Raw genomic sequence first — 14,674 nt, 5'->3', positions numbered from 1 at the left:
ATGCGCAAACTTAACTTCAAGCCCTGGCGTGTTTTTTCTAGGATGCGGGCAGGTCATCGAGGAGCCTGCCCCATGCGTTCACTACTTGCTGCGATGCTGTTCGCCCTGTGCACCAGCCTTGCCGCCCACGCCGAGAGCACTGCCATGGACAACCGCCTGCACAACGCTGCCCGTCACGATGATGTGCGCACCCTGCACCAACTGCTGGCACAAGGTGCGCAGCTGGAGAGCCGTGACGAGCAAGGGCGCACTGCCCTGCTGGTGGCCACCCACGGCAACCACATTACGGCCGCGAAAGCGCTGATCGAGGCCGGTGCCAATGTGAATGCCAAGGACAACATCGACGACAGCCCGTACCTGTATGCCGGGGCTCGTGGCCTGAACGACATCCTGAGGCTGACCTTGAGCCACGGTGCCGACCTCAAGAGCACCAACCGGTATGGAGGCACTGCGCTGATACCCGCCGCCGAACGCGGGCATGTCGAGACCGTGCAGTTGCTTATCGATGCCGGGGTGGACGTGAACCATCTCAACCGCCTGCACTGGACTGCGCTGCTGGAGGCGGTGATCCTCGGTGACGGCGGGCCGCGGCATGTGGAGATCGTGCGCCGGCTACTGGCGGCCGGGGCGGATCAGCAGATTGCCGACAAAGATGGGGTGACCGCGCTGGAGCACGCGCGGCAGCGGGGGTATCGGGAGATGGAGGCGTTACTGGCCCGCTAGGCAAGGTTGCATGGCACGGGCTTCGCCCGTGATTGCCGGCAAGCCAGCTCCCACAGGGATAGCGCCTGGCTCGAGGCCGATGCGGTCGAGGTGGGAGCTGGCTTGCCGGCGATGAGGCCAGGACAAGCAGCACAGGACCTCAGGCTACTTCTTCGAACGGCAGCCCTACATAGTTCTCGGCAATGTTCACCAGCCCCGCCGGCGAGGTCAGGAAGTACTCGCGGTCGGCTTCCTGCATCTTCTGGTCCCAGGCGTCCTTGTGGCTGCCGAAGTCATGCAGGAGCTGGGTCATGAACCAGCTGAAGCGCTCGCCTTTCCACACCCGGCGCAGGGCCAGCGGCGAATACTGCTGCAGCAGGTCGGTGCGCCCTTCGCGGTACACCTTGACCAGGATCCGGTACAGGTAGTTGACATCCGATGCCGCCAGGTTCAGGCCCTTGGCGCCGGTCGGCGGGACGATATGCGCAGCATCCCCGACCAGGAACAGGTGGCCATACTGCATCGGCTCGACCACCAGGCTGCGTAGCGGCGCGATGCTCTTCTCCAGGGCCGGGCCGGTGACCAGGCGCGCAGCCACATCTTCGGGCAAGCGTGCCTTCAGCTCCGCCCAGAAGCGCTCGTCGGGCCACGCCTCCACCTGCTCGTCCAGCGGCACCTGCAGGTAGTAGCGGCTACGGGTGTGCGAACGCTGGCTGCACAGCACGAAACCGCGTTCGTGGTGGGCGTAGATCAGCTCGTGGTTGACCGGTGGCGTATCTGACAGCATGCCCAGCCAGCCAAACGGGTAGACCCGCTCGTACTGCTTGAGGATGCCCTCGGGGATGCTTTGCCGCGAGACACCGTGGAAGCCGTCACAACCGGCAATGTAGTCGCAGTCCACGCGGTGCACCTGGCCGTCTTTTTCGTAGGTCAGGTAGGGCCGTTCGCCCTTGAGTTCGTGCGGCTGGACATTGCCTGCCGAATAGATGATCGGCGCACCGCTGACTTCACGTGCCTGCATCAGGTCACGGGTGACTTCGGTCTGGCCGTATACCATCACCGTCTTGCCACCGGTCAGGGCCTTGAGGTCCAGGCGTTGGCGGCGCTCGCCGACCAGCAGTTCGACACCCTCGTGTACCAGGCCTTCACGGTCCATGCGCTCGGCCACACCGGCTTCACGCAGCAGGTCGACCGTGCCTTGCTCCAGCACCCCTGCACGGATGCGGCCAAGCACGTATTCGGGCGTCTGGCGTTCGACGATGACGGTATCGATACCGGCCTTGTGCAGCAGTTGGCCCAGCAGCAGGCCAGACGGACCTGCACCAATAATTGCGACCTGAGTTTTCATTGTTGTTGTCTCTGTGCGGACGATGCCGGCCCTGGACTGGCAGTGGGGCGGCATCTGCTGTTAGGGTTTGCCCTTGCATTTTTACTGGCAAAAACAGCCATTGAAGTGTGCTATCCCATGCATAACCTGCACTTTTACAAAAAACGTTCGATTAACGGACAGGCCTGCACGCATGAAATCCACCCTCCCCGGCGTCCCCTTGTTCAAGCTGTATGGCGAAAACCAGGCCTGGCCCGGCACCGACCTGCTGCATTGCGAGTCGATCCCGGCGCGTAGCCGTTTGCATCACTGGGAAATCAAACCGCACCAGCACGCCGAGCTGTTCCAGTTGCTGTATGTGCAACGCGGCCGGGCCGAAGTGGAAATCGAGGGGGTGCGCAGCGCCATCAGCGAAGCGGCAATCCAGGTGGTACCGCCGATGACCGTGCACGGGTTTCGCTTCAGCGCCGATATCCAGGGGCATGTGCTGACCTTTGGCACGGCACTGGTGGCCAACCTGGAGCAGCGCCTGGGCGCGCCGCTGGCGGTACTGGCGAAGGCGGCGTGTTACCCGCTGGGCCGGGACCGGGTACATCTGCGCAGCCTGATCGACACCCTGCAGCAGGAGTACCAGGGCAACGCCCCGGCGCGGGCGGCCTTGCTCGAAGCACTGGTGACAGCGCTGATGGTGTGGATCAGCCGCCGCCAGCAGCTGGTGCAGGCACCGCGCAACCGCGATGAACGTGACCGCCACTTGCTGGGGCAGTACCTGCGCCTGGTCGAGGCGCATTACCGTGAGCACCTGTCGGTGGAGGATTTTGCCGCGCGGTTGAAAATTCCGAGTTTGCAGTTGAACCAGCTGTGCCGGGCACTGAGTGGGCAGACCGCGCTGCAGGTGGTGCACCAGCGGTTGCTGCTGGAGGCTCGGCGCAACCTGATCTATACGCGGATGAGCATCGGGCAGTTGTCGGATAGCCTGGGGTTTACCGACCCCACCTATTTTGCCCGGTGGTTCAAGCGGTTGAGTGGGCAGACACCGAATGGGTATCGCAGGTCGGGGTTGTCTGAGTAATTTTTTCGCCTGTGCTGGCCTCTTCGCGGGCTTGCCCGCTCCCACAGGTATTGCATTGACCTAGAGGGCACCGCTGTCCCTGTGGGAGCGGGCAAGCCCGCGAAGAGGCCGGTACAGGCAACACACATTCCGCGCCCCTGCTTGACGTATACGTCAACCTGCCCTCAGGATACCCGCATACCCCACGCCGAGCCCCAGCATGAGCACCCAGACCTACAGCATTTCCGACCTGTCCCGCGAACTGGACATCACCACCCGCGCCATCCGCTTCTATGAGGAACAGGGCCTGCTGAGCCCCGAGCGCCGTGGCCTGGAGCGTATCTATTCGGCGCGTGACAAAGTCAGTTTGAAACTCATTCTGCGCGGCAAGCGCATCGGCTTTTCGCTGGCCGAATGCCGCGAGCTGATCGAGCTGTACGACCCCTCCAGCGGCAACCTCAAGCAGCTCAACAGCATGCTGGCGAAAATCGCCGAGCGCCGCGCCCAGCTGGAACAGCAGATGCTCGACATCCACCAGATGCAGCTGGAGCTGGACACCGCCCAGGAGCGCTGCGAACAAGCCCTGGCCGCCACCCTGAACAACAAAGACAACCGCTGAACGCCACAGGAAACCCGCCATGTCCTTGCCCAAACACGTCCGCCTGGTCGAAGTAGGCCCCCGCGACGGCCTGCAGAACGAAGCCCAGCCCATCAGCATCGCCGACAAGGTGCGCCTGGTGGACGACCTCACCGAAGCGGGCCTGGCCTATATCGAAGTGGGCAGTTTCGTCTCGCCCAAGTGGGTGCCGCAAATGGCCGGCTCCGCTGAAGTGTTCGCCGGCATCCACCAGCGCCCGGGCGTCACCTATGCGGCGCTTGCCCCCAACCTGCGCGGTTTCGAGGACGCCCTGGCCGCCGGCGTGAAGGAAGTGGCGGTGTTCGCCGCCGCCTCCGAAGCCTTCTCGCAACGCAACATCAATTGCTCGATCAGCGACAGCCTCAAGCGCTTCGAGCCGATCATGGAAGCCGCGCGCAACCACGGTGTGCGCGTGCGCGGCTATGTGTCGTGCGTGCTCGGCTGCCCCTATGAAGGCAAGGTCAGCGCCGAGCAGGTCGCCCCGGTGGCCCGTGCCCTGCACGAAATGGGCTGCTACGAGGTATCGCTGGGTGACACCATCGGCACCGGTACCGCCGGCGAGACCCGGCGCCTGTTCGAGGTGGTCGCGGCACAGGTACCGCGCGAGCAACTGGCCGGGCACTTCCACGATACCTATGGCCAGGCCCTGGCCAACGTGTATGCCAGCCTGCTCGAAGGCATCAGCGTGTTCGACAGCTCGGTGGCCGGGCTGGGCGGCTGCCCCTATGCCAAAGGCGCTACCGGCAATATCGCCAGTGAAGACGTGGTGTACCTGCTGCAAGGGCTGGGCATTGAAACCGGCATCGACCTGGACCGACTGATCGCCGCCGGCCGCCGCATCAGCAGCGTGCTGGGCCGCGACAACGGGTCGCGGGTAGCGCGGGCGCGCAGCGCGCAATAGGTCATACAGGTGTCACATTGGTGTGGGTGGAGTGTTACCGCCCCCACGTTTTGCAGCAAAAAATCGGGTAACAGGGAAACAAATCGGCAGAATTTCAGGCCGGTCGATTTCGACTGAAATCGCCAAGTGCTTGATTTTAAAGGGTTTGCCAAAGTTGGCACGCACCCTGCTATATCTCTGGTACAACAACAAAAAAAATGTGACACCCAATAAAAACAACAGGTAACGGCTCTGACATAACAAGAACAACACGGCAGAGGCGTAGCAAGCAGATTTTTTTGGAGTCGACACGCTTTTCAGGGGTACGCCCCGCGGTCTGGCACAGAACAATAAAACTACCTCCAGGTAGCGGCAGCCAGGTTCGGATCAGCAATGATGAAAGCAGGTCAGCGCTCAAAAAAATACGTTTGCTCTTGACCCCGCATGGGGGTCGCCCGCAACACCAGGACAGGCTGACAAAAACAACAACAGGCCGGTCCCAATAATAAAAAAAGAGCAGGCAACAACGCTTTGAGGGGAGCTTCGGCTCCCCTCAGTGCTTCCTGCCCTCTTCCTCCTCCTGCTTTCCCTCATCCTGCCCTTCGAGCTTGTCCACCAGCAACGGCATCGTGCCCAGCACCAGCAGGGCCAGTATCGTGCTGATCAACGCCGTGGCTTCGCGGCCCATGCCGGCTGCCGTACCGATGGCGGCGGTCATCCACAACCCGGCAGCAGTGGTCAGGCCCTTCACATGGCTGGCGTCCTGGCCGTTGCCCTTGAGAATGGTGCCCGCCCCCAGAAAACCGATACCGGCGACAATGCCCTGGATCACCCGGCTCAGCGCTTGCTCGTCGGCCCCGGCCATGCTCGGTGTCAGCACGAACAGCGCGGCGCCCAGCGAAACCAGCATATGCGTACGCACCCCGGCGGCCTTGCCCTTGTGCTCGCGCTCGAAGCCCAGCACAGCGCCAAGCAGGGCTGCCATCAGCAGGCGTACGAGGATTTGCGTGACCTCGCGCTCGTCGGTGATATCGGCGAATTCGGCCTGGATTGCTTGCCAGATGAGGTCCATTGCTTTCTTCCCATGTGGAGCATTGTGTTGTCAGGCCCGGCCCGTTCGCGGGCACGCCCGCTCCCACAGGGATCTGAGAAACACCTGTGGGAGCGGGCGTGCCCGCGAAGAGGCCAGGCCTGCCATCTGCAAGGGTTGACCCCCGAACAAATGACAAAGTGCCGTTCAGCCTGCTGATGCAGCAACCTTCCCCTCAGCACGGTCCACCCTGTAACCACCCCCAGGAGGACCACTCCATGCCCATTGAAATCGACGAAACCACCCGCCGCTGCACCCTGATCGCCGAAGACCTGCGCATCGAGGGTGATGGCCCGTCCATCGAAATCGTCACCGACGAACAGCTGCGCATGTCCGTGGCCCTGCTCGCCGGCCAGCGTGTGCCCATCACCGAAGCCGAGGCCGATGCACTGACCGTGGCGGGTGCGGTGGATAGCCGCAGGCATCTGAAGGCCAGCACGCCAGGCTCGGTAATCTGAGGCCTGGCGGGGCCTGCCGGGAAATCTGATACGGTTTTTATCGCAAAATCTGAGCCTGTGCTGATAACAGTCTCAGGGCCATAGTGCTCATGCCTGATCGAGGCCTGATGAGCACCGAGCCATGAACTATAGAATTCCTTTCACAGAGATCGCCACCGCCCCAGCCAGCCCCCAGCCACGCCGCGCCGACAATGGCATCCATACCCGCAGCTTCACCGGGCTGTACCGCAACCTGCGCATCGGCTTCGCCGGCGCCCTGTTCGTGCTGTTCTTCGGCACCGCCTGGCTGAACTGGAACGGCCGCCAGGCCGTGCTGTGGGACCTGGGCAACAGCAAATTCCATATCTTCGGCGCCACCTTCTGGCCGCAGGACTTCATCCTGCTGTCGGCGCTGCTGATCATCTGCGCGTTCGGCCTGTTCGCCATCACTGTGTATGCCGGCCGCGTGTGGTGCGGCTACAGCTGCCCGCAAAGCACCTGGACCTGGTTGTTCATGTGGTGCGAAAAGGTCACCGAGGGCGACCGCAACCAGCGCATCAAGCTGGCTTCCGCGCCCTGGAGCCTGAACAAACTGGCCCGTCGAACGCTGAAGCACAGCCTGTGGCTGGCCATTGGCGTGCTCACCGGGCTGACCTTCGTCGGCTACTTCACCCCGATCCGCCCACTGGCCGCGGAACTGTTCACCTTGCAACTGGGCGGCGTGGCGCTGTTCTGGGTGCTGTTCTTTACCGCCGCCACCTACATCAATGCCGGCCTGCTGCGCGAAGCGGTGTGCCTGCACATGTGCCCCTATGCACGCTTCCAGAGCGTGATGTTCGACAAGGACACCCTGGCGGTCGCCTATGACCCGCGTCGCGGCGAAGCCCGTGGCCCGCGCAAGAAAGGCAGTGACCTCCGCGCCCAGGGCCTGGGCGACTGCATCGACTGCACCTTGTGCGTGCAGGTGTGCCCCACCGGCATCGATATCCGCGACGGCCTGCAAATGGCGTGCATCGGTTGTGCGGCGTGCATCGATGCCTGTGACGGGGTAATGGACAAGATGGGCTACGCCCGTGGCCTGATCGGCTACAAGTCCGAACGCAGCCTGCAAGGTGGCACCACCCATTGGCTGCGACCGCGCCTGCTGGGCTACGCCGCCGCGCTTGGGGTGATGATCGCGGCACTGGTGGTGGCCTTGCAGCTGCGCCCGATGGTGTCGCTGGACGTGATCAAGGACCGCGGCCTGTTCCGCGAGAATGCCCAGGGCCAGATCGAGAACATCTACCTGCTCAAGGTCATCAACAAGACCGAAAGCACCCGGCACTATGAGCTGCGCCTGCTGGACGCCGACGGCTTCAGCCTGCAGGGCAAGACCTCCTTCGTGATCCCGGCCGGTGAGATGAGTGAACTGCCGGTGTCGGTGGCGATGCTCGCCGAGCGCCCGGCCAGCAGCTCGCAGACGCTGAGCTTCGAAATCAGCGAGCGCGACGACCCCGCCATCCGCAGCGTGGCCCACAGCCGCTTCGTCGCGCCGATGAACCGTTGATCCCTTACACTGATTCCACCTTGCCTGCCAGGCTTCGACAGAAGGCCAGAATGAAACGCTACGAACGCTTTGCCGACGACATCGCCGAACTGATCCGCTCCGGGGTGCTGGGCCCCGGCCAGCGCGTGCCCTCGGTGCGCTATGCCAGCCAGACCCACGGGGTCAGCCCGTCCACCGTGTTCCAGGCCTACTACCTGCTGGAGCGGCGCGGGCTGATCCGCGCCCGGCCGCGCTCGGGCTATTTCGTCAATGCCCACGCCCCGCGCCAGTTCAGCGAGCCGCAGGCATTGCAGCCGGTCAGCGAATCCACCGACGTAGACGTCAGCGCGCTGGTGTTCTCGATCCTAGACTCGATCAAGGACCCCAACACCGTGCCGTTCGGCTCGGCCTTCCCCAGCCCCGAGCTGTTTCCGCTGCAACGCCTGTCGCGCTCGCTGGCCAGCGCCAGCCGCAGCATGGACCCGCGCATGGTGGTGACCGACCTGTCACCCGGCAACCCGCAGCTGCGCCGGCAGATTGCCCTGCGCTACATGGTTGGCGGGCTGATGCTGCCGATGGAGGAGCTGCTGATCACCAACGGCGCGCTGGAAGCCCTGAACCTGTGCCTGCAGGCCGTCACCCAGCCCGGTGACCTGGTGGCCATCGAAGCCCCCGCGTTCTATGCCTGCCTGCAGGTACTGGAGCGTCTCAAGCTAAAGGCCGTGGAAATTCCTGTGCACCCGCGCGAAGGCATGGACCTGGGCGTGCTGGCGCAAACGCTGGAGAAACACCCGGTCAAGGCCGTGTGGTGCATGACCAACTTCCAGAACCCGGTGGGCGCCAGCATGCCGGAGGCGAAAAAGCAGGCACTGGTGGAGCTGCTGGCGCGTCATCAGGTGCCATTGATCGAAGACGACGTGTACGCCGAACTGTACTACGCGCAACAGGCACCCAAACCGGCCAAGGCGTTCGACACCCAGGGGCTGGTGATGCACTGCGGCTCGTTCGCCAAGAGCCTGGCGCCTGGCTACCGCATCGGCTGGGTGGCAGCCGGGCGCTTTGCACAGAAGATCGAGCGGCTCAAGCTGATGACCTCGCTGTGCGCCTCGATGCCGGCCCAGGCGGCCATCGCCGACTACCTGCAGCACGGCGGCTACGACCGCCACCTGCGCAAGCTGCGCTATGCCCTGGAAGGCCAGCAGGCCAACATGCTGGCGGCCATCGCCCGGCACTTTCCGGCGCAGACGCGGGTCAGCCAACCGTCCGGCGGCTACTTCCTGTGGCTGGAGCTGCCCGAACAGATGGACGCCCTCAAGCTGTTCCACATGGCCTTGGCCCAAGGCATCAGCATCGCCCCCGGCCCGATCTTCTCGCCCACCCGGCGCTTCGGCAACTGCATCCGCCTGAACTACGGCAGCCCCTGGCATGAGGATGCCGAACGGGCCATGGAAACCCTGGGGCGGATCATCCGCTCGTTCTGATGACTGGCGCCCCGGCAGGCGGCTATAGTTGCTTGATCCGCTCACCGGTCCCTCGCCATGCAAGCAGACTCGCTCCCGTCATTGGCACAACTGCAAGCGCGTGTCGCAGAACTGGAAGCTCGCCTGGCAGAGCGCGACGACACTGCACAGGCCCACATCCAGCTACTGGGCGAACTGCTCGACAACAGCCGGGCCAACGTGTTTGCCGCCGACAGCGAGATGCGCCTGGTCGCGATCAACCGCACGGCCCGGGAAACCTTCGAGCATTACCGGGGCTTCGTGCCGCAGATCGGCGATTACGTGCCACAAATTCTGCTCAACCACCCTGACATCATGGGCCGCCTGGCACCGGTGTGGCCACGCGTGCTGGCCGGCGAAGCCTTCATCGACACTATCTCACTCGGCCCCTCCGATGCCCCCCGCCATTACGAAATCCGCTATCACCCATTGCTCGATGCACAACAGCAAGTCCAGGGCGGGTACCTGTTCGCCTATGACATCACCGAGCGCATGGCCGAGCAGGAACGCCTGCGCCAGGCCGAAGAGGCCCTGCGCCAGTCGCAGAAAATGGAGGCGGTCGGCCAGTTGACCGGCGGCATCGCCCACGACTTCAACAACTTGCTGGGTAGCCTGCTTGGCGCGCTGGAGCTTGCAGAGCAGCGCCTGGGCGAGCAACGCCTTGCCGACACCGCCCGCATGCTCGGGCTCGGCCGCAGCAACGCAATGCGCGCCGCAGCCCTGGTGCAGCGGTTGCTGGCCTTTTCGCGCCAACAGACGCTGATGCCACAAGCGGTGGATGTGCACCGCCTGGTCGCCGACATGCATGACCTGATCCGCAGCTCGACCGGCCCGCACATTGACTTCCAGGACCGCACGCTGGCCGCGCAATGGTCGATCCGCATCGATCCGCAGCAGCTGGAGAACGCTCTGCTCAACCTGTGCATCAATGCCCGTGACGCCATGCCGCTGGGCGGCACCTTGCGCATCGGTTGTGAAAACGCCGATCTCGCAGCGGCCGAGGCCAAGCGCCTGGACCTGCCGACGGGGCACTATCTGCACATTCGTGTCGAGGACACCGGCGTGGGCATGCCCAGTGAGGTGCTGCAACACGCTTTCGAGCCCTTCTTCACCACCAAGCCGCTGGGCCAGGGCACTGGCTTGGGATTGTCCATGGCCTATGGTTTTGTTCGCCAGTCCGGGGGGCAGTTGCTGATCGACAGCGTCACCGGGCAAGGCACTTGCGTTCACCTGTACCTGCCCCGTGACCAGAGCGCTTGCGCAACCGGCCACGGCGAGCCAGCCACATCCGCCACCGCGACGTTGCAGCCGCGGATGCACCGGATCATGCTGGTGGCGGACCAACCGGCCCTGCGCCTGGTACTGGTCGAAGTGCTGACGGAACTGGGCTATCAGGTGCAGGCTTTCGAGAGTGGCCACCGGGCTCTGGAATCGTTGCAGAAAGGGCCGCCACCGGACCTGCTGATCACCGATGTCGGCCTGCCTGGGCGACTCGACGGTTACCAGCTTGCAGAGGCCTGCCAGGACCTTGTGGCGGATGCCCCGGTATTGCTGATTACCGGCTACGAAACTGCCGAAACGGTGCACTGTGCCCGGCCCGGCAGGCGCACCGAACTGCTGCACAAACCCCTCGACCTGAACACCCTCGGCGAACGGATCGAGCGCCTGTTGGGCATTGCGTCACACCCGCGTTGACTGGCTATTCGCCTGTTGCCGAACACGCTAAAGTCTGGGCTTCATCCACTGTCGGACGTCGGCATGCCCTCCCGCGACCTGCTTTCACTGCGCCAACAAGTCGAAGCCCTGCAGCAACAGAACGCGCTGCTGGAAGCCCGCCTGGCAAGCCATCAGCAACACGATCAGGACTTCTACCGCTCGCTCTTCGACACCATGGACGAAGGCTTCTGCATCATCGAGTTCTTCGACGGCCCGCACGGCCCACTGAGCGACTATGTGCATGTGCTGGCCAATGCGGCCTATGCCAAGCATGCCGGCATCCCCAACGTGGTCGGGCAGAAACTGCGCGAGATGGTGCCCGATGAGGCCGACGATTGGGTCGCCCGTTATGGCGCGGTGCTGCGCACGGGCGAGCCGCTGCATTTCGAGCAGGAACTGGTCGCCACCGGCCATGTGTTGTCGGTGACCACCTTCCGCGTAGAGCCTGCCGAAAAGCGCCAGGTGGCGGTACTGTTCAAGGACGTCACTGCACGCCGACGGGCAGAGCAGGCCCTGCAGCGCCTGAACGAGGAACTGGAACAACGGGTGAATGCGGCACTGGCAGAACAGGCCAAGGCCGAGGAAGCCCTGCGCCAGGCACAGAAGATGGAAGCGGTCGGCCAGCTCAGTGGCGGCATCGCCCACGACTTCAACAACCTGCTGGGCGGCATCCTCAGTGCCCAGGAGCTGATGCGCCAGCGCCTGGAGCAATCCCGTTTCGACGCCCTGGAGCCATTGCTGAAGCTGTCCAACGGCTCGGCGCAGCGGGCCTCTTCGCTGGTACACCGGCTGCTGGCATTTTCCCGTCAGCAGACCCTGCAGCCCTGCTCCACGCAGGTAGCCACGCTGGTGGGCGGCATGGAAGAGCTGCTGCGCCGCACCATCGGCCCCTCCATCACCCTGACCAGCCAATTCCCCTGCCAGCTGTGGCCGACCTTCATCGACCCGCCGCAACTGGAAAGCGCCCTGCTCAACGTGTGCATCAATGCCCGCGATGCCATGCCTGCCGGCGGCGTGATCGATATCCTCGGTGACAACCTCCTGCTCGACGACCAGCAAGCCCGTGCACTGGAACTGCCAGCTGGCGAATACGTACGGCTGAGCATCAGCGACAACGGCAAGGGCATGTCGGCGGAGGTGGCCGAGCGCGCCGTCGACCCGTTCTTCACCACCAAGCCCATGGGCCAGGGCACTGGGCTGGGCTTGTCGATGACCTATGGTTTCGTGCGCCAGTCGGGCGGGCAGCTACGGGTGTTGTCGACACTGGGCGAAGGCACCCGCATCGAGCTGCTGCTTCCCCGCCACCACCAGCACCCCGAAGCCCCGGCACCCAGGCCACCGCGCACACTGCTGGAAAAAAGCAGCAGCGCCACGCAGCGTATCCTGCTGGTTGAAGACCAGGCCGCCTTGCGCGTGGTCGTCTGCGAGGTGCTGGAAGAACTGGGTTATCGGGTCGATGCATTCGAGAACGGCCCAGCCGCCCTCGCCCACCTGCAAGCTGGCGAGCGGCCAGACCTGCTGTTGAGCGATATCGGCCTGCCCGGCGGCCTGAATGGCCGCCAGTTGGCTGAACGTTGCCGCGAGCGCCACCCCGACCTCAAGGTACTGTTCATCACCGGCTACGACGAAAGCGCGGCGCTCAGTGACGGCCAGTTGTTGCAAGGCACTGAGGTGCTGACCAAGCCGTTCGAGCTGGCAGTGCTGGCCGAACGGGTACGCACGCTGTTGGAGGATTGACCGGCGCGTTCAGCGCCCGCCGCCCAGGTCGATGAAGCTGCCGGTGGAGTACGAGGCTTTGTCCGAGAGCAGCCAGAGGATGGCCTCGGCCACTTCCTCCGGGCGCCCGCCGCGGCCCATGGGCAAGCCGGGCTCGAGCTTGCTGACCCGGTCGGGGTCGCCCGACAGCGCGTGGAACCCGGTATGGATGTAGCCTGGCCGCACACCATTTACCCGCACGCCCTCGCCTGCCACTTCCTTTGCCAGGCCAATGGTGAAGGTGTCGAGGGCGCCCTTGGAAGCGGCATAGTCCACGTATTCGTTGGGCGAGCCCAGGCGGGCGGCCACCGACGACACGTTGACGATGGCCCCGCCCGGCCCGCCGTGCCGGCGTGCCATGCGCTTCAGTGCGTGCTTGGCGCAGAGCATGGGGCCGACGACGTTGGTCTTCATGACCTTGAGCAGGCGGAACTCGGACATGTCCTCGACCCGGCTTTGCTGGCCAATGGTGCCTGCGTTGTTGACCAGCGCGGTGACCGGGCCGAGTTCTTCGTCAACGCGCTGGAACAGCTGGATGACCTCATCCTCGACACTGGCGTCGGCGCGCACGGTGATGGCCTTGGCGCCCAGGGCTCGGACCTGGCCGAGGATGTCCTCGGCGGCCTGGTCGTCGGCGTGGTAGTTGATGCAGATGCGGTAGCCCTGACGGGCGGCCAGCAGCGCCGTGGCGGCGCCGATGCCGCGGCTGGCACCGGTGATGACTATGACTTGCTCCATGGGTCTGCCAATCGTTTGGAAAGGGAGCATCGACAATAGGGGAAAAGGCAGCGCGTGGGAATGACCTTTCCTTCTGCTACTGCGTGGGTTTGCCTTGCCCGGGAAACAACGTCTCGAACCGCGGCGTCGCCCGCGCAACGAAACCCAGCCCCTGGTGCATGATGAAGTAGGCAGCGATTTCATTCCGCTCGGCGAAGGCATAGCCTTCCTCCGGGCCCAGCACCATCAACAGTGTGTCCAGGGCATCGGCACGCAACACCGAAGGGTCGACCACCGACACTGCCGCCAGCGCGTGCTTGACCGGCCTGCCGACACGGGGATCGAAGGTGTGCGAATAACGCTGGCCACCTTCCTCGAAATAGTTGCGGTAATCGCCGGCGGTGGCAACGCCGTAGCCATCCAGGGCGATGGCGCGCTCCACTTGCTGTTCGCCCCCACCACTCGGTACCTCGAGGGCGATGCGCCAGGGCGAGCCATCCGGTTTGCGGCCAACCCCCTTCAGTTCGCCGGTGATCTCGACCAGATAGGCCTGGATACCCAGGGCCGCAAGCCTGTCACCCACCCGATCCACTGCATAACCGGCGAGCATGCTGTCGAAATCCAGCTGCGCCGCCACATCCTTGCACAGCTTTTCTCCATCCAGGTGCAAGTGCTGCAGGCCTACCCGTGCCTGCTCCCGCGCCAGCGTGCTGGCATCCGGCACCTGTCTGCCGCGTGACTGTGGGCCGAAGCCCCAGAGGTTCATCAAGGGCAAAACCGTCAGGTCGAAAGCCCCGCCACTCTGGCGGAACAGAGAAACACCGTACGCCAGCAATTGCTGCATCTCTTGCGGCACTGCCTGACAGGCGCCGGCCGGCAGGTTGTTGAAGCGGGAAACCACGGAATCGCCGCGCCAGTTGGAGAACTGCTTGTCGAGGGCCTGGAGAACAAGCTCGACTTCGGCCTTTACCTGCCGCGAATCGGGCGTCTGTGCAGTGGGTACGTACTGGATCGAATACGTACTCCCCATGGTCGGCCCGCCAAAGCGTTCAATCCTGTCGCCGCAGCCATACAGCAACGTCACCAGCATCACCAGCAGGCTTGCGCGCATCATTGGACACCTCGCAGACTCTGGCCGCCCGTTCGCGGCGCAGGCTATTTCACCAGAGTTGCGAGATGGCAATTGGCCTACCGTTCATCAGCAAACCTGGTCAAAAACCGAACAAACTCCTCTTCGAACACTCTGATCTGCGCGGGTGATCATTCATCCCCCTCCCTTTCCGCTTAACGTCCCGGAAGCAATAAAACAACCATGTGCATAAGCGCACAGGGGCGTTC

At 64.0% G+C, this 14,674-nt stretch carries 13 protein-coding genes; 9 read left to right on the top strand and 4 right to left on the bottom strand.

Annotated features, from left to right (window positions below; all coding sequences use genetic code 11):
- The first annotated feature begins 72 nt into the window (after positions 1-72).
- On the top strand, positions 73-723 hold the full coding sequence (locus CAG18_RS07140) for an ankyrin repeat domain-containing protein (RefSeq protein WP_085720675.1): 651 nt from the start codon (positions 73-75) through the stop codon (positions 721-723).
- A gap of 139 nt (positions 724-862) precedes the next feature.
- Here the strand turns inward: CAG18_RS07140 and pobA are convergent, their stop codons facing one another.
- Positions 863-2,050, bottom strand: coding sequence for a 4-hydroxybenzoate 3-monooxygenase (pobA, locus tag CAG18_RS07135; RefSeq protein ID WP_085720674.1), 1,188 nt, complete (start codon positions 2,048-2,050; stop codon positions 863-865).
- A gap of 172 nt (positions 2,051-2,222) precedes the next feature.
- On the opposite strand from pobA, the gene CAG18_RS07130 reads away from it, so the two are divergent.
- The 3 genes from CAG18_RS07130 to CAG18_RS07120 all read left to right on the top strand — a co-directional run bounded on the left by CAG18_RS07130 (position 2,223) and on the right by CAG18_RS07120 (position 4,618).
- Positions 2,223-3,101: a helix-turn-helix domain-containing protein gene (locus tag CAG18_RS07130; RefSeq protein WP_085720673.1), complete on the top strand. Its 879-nt coding sequence runs from the start codon at positions 2,223-2,225 to the stop codon at positions 3,099-3,101.
- A 199-nt stretch (positions 3,102-3,300) separates the two neighbouring features.
- Positions 3,301-3,699, top strand: a complete 399-nt coding sequence (locus tag CAG18_RS07125; protein ID WP_013972930.1) for a MerR family DNA-binding transcriptional regulator — start codon at positions 3,301-3,303, stop codon at positions 3,697-3,699.
- Positions 3,700-3,718: 19 nt separating this feature from the next.
- Positions 3,719-4,618, top strand: coding sequence for a hydroxymethylglutaryl-CoA lyase (locus tag CAG18_RS07120; RefSeq protein WP_085720672.1), 900 nt, complete (start codon positions 3,719-3,721; stop codon positions 4,616-4,618).
- 532 nt (positions 4,619-5,150) lie between these two features.
- Here the strand turns inward: CAG18_RS07120 and CAG18_RS07110 are convergent.
- A complete protein-coding gene (locus CAG18_RS07110; RefSeq protein WP_015270650.1) occupies positions 5,151-5,669 on the bottom strand; it encodes an MgtC/SapB family protein in 519 nt (172 codons plus the stop codon).
- 236 nt (positions 5,670-5,905) lie between these two features.
- Between CAG18_RS07110 and CAG18_RS07105 the strand changes: the two genes are divergently transcribed.
- The 5 genes from CAG18_RS07105 to CAG18_RS07085 all read left to right on the top strand — a co-directional run bounded on the left by CAG18_RS07105 (position 5,906) and on the right by CAG18_RS07085 (position 12,601).
- Positions 5,906-6,145 (top strand): DUF3203 family protein, encoded by a 240-nt coding sequence (locus CAG18_RS07105; protein WP_013972933.1) that lies wholly within the window; start codon positions 5,906-5,908, stop codon positions 6,143-6,145.
- Between the two features lie 121 nt (positions 6,146-6,266).
- Positions 6,267-7,670, top strand: coding sequence for a cytochrome c oxidase accessory protein CcoG (ccoG, locus tag CAG18_RS07100; RefSeq protein ID WP_085720671.1), 1,404 nt, complete (start codon positions 6,267-6,269; stop codon positions 7,668-7,670).
- Between the two features lie 50 nt (positions 7,671-7,720).
- Positions 7,721-9,130: a GntR family transcriptional regulator MpaR gene (gene mapR / locus CAG18_RS07095; RefSeq protein ID WP_013972935.1), complete on the top strand. Its 1,410-nt coding sequence runs from the start codon at positions 7,721-7,723 to the stop codon at positions 9,128-9,130.
- A gap of 57 nt (positions 9,131-9,187) precedes the next feature.
- Positions 9,188-10,843: a PAS domain-containing sensor histidine kinase gene (locus tag CAG18_RS07090; protein WP_031324575.1), complete on the top strand. Its 1,656-nt coding sequence runs from the start codon at positions 9,188-9,190 to the stop codon at positions 10,841-10,843.
- A gap of 63 nt (positions 10,844-10,906) precedes the next feature.
- Positions 10,907-12,601: a response regulator gene (locus CAG18_RS07085; RefSeq protein ID WP_085720670.1), complete on the top strand. Its 1,695-nt coding sequence runs from the start codon at positions 10,907-10,909 to the stop codon at positions 12,599-12,601.
- A gap of 9 nt (positions 12,602-12,610) precedes the next feature.
- On the opposite strand, the gene CAG18_RS07080 is transcribed toward CAG18_RS07085, so the two are convergent.
- On the bottom strand, positions 12,611-13,357 hold the full coding sequence (locus tag CAG18_RS07080) for an SDR family oxidoreductase (protein WP_024087260.1): 747 nt from the start codon (positions 13,355-13,357) through the stop codon (positions 12,611-12,613).
- A gap of 76 nt (positions 13,358-13,433) precedes the next feature.
- Positions 13,434-14,450 (bottom strand): FAD:protein FMN transferase, encoded by a 1,017-nt coding sequence (locus CAG18_RS07075; RefSeq protein WP_043935679.1) that lies wholly within the window; start codon positions 14,448-14,450, stop codon positions 13,434-13,436.
- Between the last annotated feature and the right edge of the window lie 224 nt (positions 14,451-14,674).

Source organism: Pseudomonas sp. B22(2017), from assembly GCF_002113105.1.
Classification (GTDB): domain Bacteria; phylum Pseudomonadota; class Gammaproteobacteria; order Pseudomonadales; family Pseudomonadaceae; genus Aquipseudomonas; species Aquipseudomonas asiatica.
The sequence above is the reverse complement of the archived record's forward strand: the minus strand, read 5'-3'. Positions and strand labels throughout refer to the sequence as shown.

Excerpts from the sequence above, each read along its gene's own strand:
- pobA (WP_085720674.1), bottom strand. The coding sequence starts at position 2,050 with ATGAAAACTCAGGTCGCAATTATTGGTGCAGGTCCGTCTGGCCTGCTG.
- mapR (WP_013972935.1), top strand. The coding sequence starts at position 7,721 with ATGAAACGCTACGAACGCTTTGCCGACGACATCGCCGAACTGATCCGC.
- CAG18_RS07105 (WP_013972933.1), top strand. The coding sequence starts at position 5,906 with ATGCCCATTGAAATCGACGAAACCACCCGCCGCTGCACCCTGATCGCC.
- CAG18_RS07130 (WP_085720673.1), top strand. The coding sequence starts at position 2,223 with ATGAAATCCACCCTCCCCGGCGTCCCCTTGTTCAAGCTGTATGGCGAA.
- ccoG (WP_085720671.1), top strand. The coding sequence starts at position 6,267 with ATGAACTATAGAATTCCTTTCACAGAGATCGCCACCGCCCCAGCCAGC.
- CAG18_RS07075 (WP_043935679.1), bottom strand. The coding sequence starts at position 14,450 with ATGATGCGCGCAAGCCTGCTGGTGATGCTGGTGACGTTGCTGTATGGC.
- CAG18_RS07110 (WP_015270650.1), bottom strand. The coding sequence starts at position 5,669 with ATGGACCTCATCTGGCAAGCAATCCAGGCCGAATTCGCCGATATCACC.
- CAG18_RS07080 (WP_024087260.1), bottom strand. The coding sequence starts at position 13,357 with ATGGAGCAAGTCATAGTCATCACCGGTGCCAGCCGCGGCATCGGCGCC.
- CAG18_RS07120 (WP_085720672.1), top strand. The coding sequence starts at position 3,719 with ATGTCCTTGCCCAAACACGTCCGCCTGGTCGAAGTAGGCCCCCGCGAC.
- CAG18_RS07125 (WP_013972930.1), top strand. The coding sequence starts at position 3,301 with ATGAGCACCCAGACCTACAGCATTTCCGACCTGTCCCGCGAACTGGAC.
- CAG18_RS07085 (WP_085720670.1), top strand. The coding sequence starts at position 10,907 with ATGCCCTCCCGCGACCTGCTTTCACTGCGCCAACAAGTCGAAGCCCTG.
- CAG18_RS07090 (WP_031324575.1), top strand. The coding sequence starts at position 9,188 with ATGCAAGCAGACTCGCTCCCGTCATTGGCACAACTGCAAGCGCGTGTC.
- CAG18_RS07140 (WP_085720675.1), top strand. The coding sequence starts at position 73 with ATGCGTTCACTACTTGCTGCGATGCTGTTCGCCCTGTGCACCAGCCTT.